The 2,128-nt window shown below is 58.1% G+C and carries 3 protein-coding genes; all 3 read right to left on the reverse strand.

The genetic code is table 11. The annotated features are described in order from the left end of the window. Positions 1–86: 86 nt before the first annotated feature. Positions 87–416, reverse strand: a complete 330-nt coding sequence (locus LC343_RS24925) for a transcriptional repressor TraM (protein ID WP_223479854.1) — start codon at positions 414–416, stop codon at positions 87–89. 297 nt (positions 417–713) lie between these two features. Next, positions 714–1,385 (reverse strand): acyl-homoserine-lactone synthase, encoded by a 672-nt coding sequence (locus LC343_RS24930; protein ID WP_223479855.1) that lies wholly within the window; start codon positions 1,383–1,385, stop codon positions 714–716. An 86-nt stretch (positions 1,386–1,471) separates the two neighbouring features. Continuing rightward, positions 1,472–2,128, reverse strand: a 657-nt coding sequence (locus LC343_RS24935; protein WP_223479856.1) for a LuxR family transcriptional regulator, incomplete at its 5' end; no start/stop codon positions are given.

Raw genomic sequence — 2,128 nt, forward strand, 5'->3', positions numbered from 1 at the left:
TCGCATAATATTGCTTATGGAACTAAAGGCTATTTTTGGGAACGATTTCTGCGGCTTAGCAATGCGCCCATTGACGCTGCAACGTCCTAGTGACTGGTTTCGTCCTCGGGCAAACGAGGTACACGGCCCAGCTTGTCGATGACGGCCGACATGACCTGGTGATGGGCGCGCATCATCAAGAGCGCCAGTCGATAATCGTGACGCAGGTCCTCTGTTTCGTCGCCAAGTGGCGCCTCGGCTTCCAGCACGGACAGTTTCTCGTACAAGGTCTGCGCGTTTTCCAGGAAGCGCCTCTGCTCGCGGATGACGTCCAGGGCGACACGCTCAAGCGCCTGCTCATTTAGGCCGGCGAGGATCGCGGCAATGGACTGTTTGGGCGATAATGTTTCAAGATTGAGACTGATCGGTTCTGGCAATAGCGGCAATACCCCGTGGCTTGGTCCGCGGTGCGCCCCCGCGAAAGGAAAGATCTCGACCCCAAGCCGGGGGTTAGAAAACCGCCACAGACGGTCCCTGCGACCTTTAGCTGTGAGGCCTGGACATACGTCACAGGCCCCCGGCCGATGGTCAGAGGATCCCTTGTGCCTGGGTAGCCGGCACCTTGCTCTGTGGTGGGGTTTCTAAGCCCCAAGGCGGCGCGTACCGCCTCGGGGAGAAGCATATTTGATCAGGTTAACGAACGCCAGACGCTAACCTGCGTGTTTGCATTGGAATTATTCGGCGTTTGCCATGAGTTCGGTTGCGGACCGCAACGGCAATCCAACATCGGCGAGAACCGGTTCGCGGAAATTGCCCGCGGCACCCAGCCGGGACCGCATGTCTTGGCTCATATCGAACAAGCCGGCATAGGTCATGGTCTTGCCGATTCGCGCCGGCGTTCCGAGTTGCTCAAAGCGGCAATCGATCGATCTAAAAATCCGTGCCATTCTGGCGTCGAAGACGGACACGATGTGCTCGATGCCGGCCTGTTGGGCGGTTTCGACCATCCCGCACAGGAGCTCCACAGTGGTCCGGTTCACCGTGTGATTTGCTTCGGCCCGGTCCTTAGCTTCGAAGATGCGCGGATTGACCGCAAAGCGAGAGCTCTCCCAGATCAAAGGGCTCTCGACCGCTCCACCCGGCATGAGCATTGAAAACACGTCCCTGAGCATGTTGGGGCCGGTCGTGGGCAAGAGCCGAACCGCTCCGCGCAACTGCCCGGACTGCTCATCGAGCGACAGAAGGTAAAGCGGATCCTCGGCGTCAAACCCGTCGATCTCGCGGCCGTTTTCGACGCTCACGTCCCAGCCGAGGCGGCCGGAAAAGACTTCCGCACGCATGCGGAACATTTCGTCGATCAGTTCGGGGTGCTTGTCCTGGTCGACGCTTTCGATTGTGAAAATCATGATGGTAGTCTCCGTTCGTTAATTGACGACGGAGACACCAGTTATCGGCGATAGTTCTGTCTGAAAATCCGGCTGAACGACAGGGTTTACAGTGGGGAGAGAAGCAGGCCAGCTCTATGGGCGATTGATACGGCATGGGTGTTACTGGTGGCACTGAGCTTGTGCCGAGCACTCTCGAGATAGCAGCGGACGGTGTGTTGCGAGAGCCCCAGGATTGTGGCGCATTCCCAAGCCGTTTTGCCTTCCGCGATCCATTGCAGGCATTCGAGCTCGCGCGGGGACAGATGTAAGTCCAGTGGCCGGTTTCCCTCCAGGCGCAGAACCTTGTCATGGATATGTGTGGCCAAGACCTGGAAGTCGCGCAGATAGACGAGCTTATCATGCGCCCAGTCGCGATCAGCCCTGTCACAACTGATCGAAAGCAGCCCGCGATCACCATGCCGACCATGCACCGGGATCGAGAGGCCTTTCCTCCCAAGACCAAATTCGGTCGCCTCACCAAACAGGGTTTTGACCCTCTCGTCGGTTTTAGCAAATCCGTCCCAATCGAGCGGGAGCAGGCGCCGGAACCCATGATGAATCACCGGGTCAATCTCCACGAAGCGGCGTTCCTTGTAGTGCTCGACCCAATCCGAAGAATACGTCACCGCTAGAAACGGATCGTCGTTCGTACGGCCTGACAGGCCAACACCGAAGTAGGCTGCGGATTTGAGATCGTAGCTGGCAGCAAGTGCCTCCATGAC

It is taken from the genome of Oricola indica (assembly GCF_019966595.1).
GTDB classification, from domain to species: Bacteria; Pseudomonadota; Alphaproteobacteria; order Rhizobiales; family Rhizobiaceae; genus Oricola; species Oricola indica.

Bases quoted from the DNA above. Each gene is read 5' to 3' on its own strand.
- LC343_RS24930 (WP_223479855.1), bottom strand. From the start codon at position 1,385: ATGATTTTCACAATCGAAAGCGTCGACCAGGACAAGCACCCCGAACTG.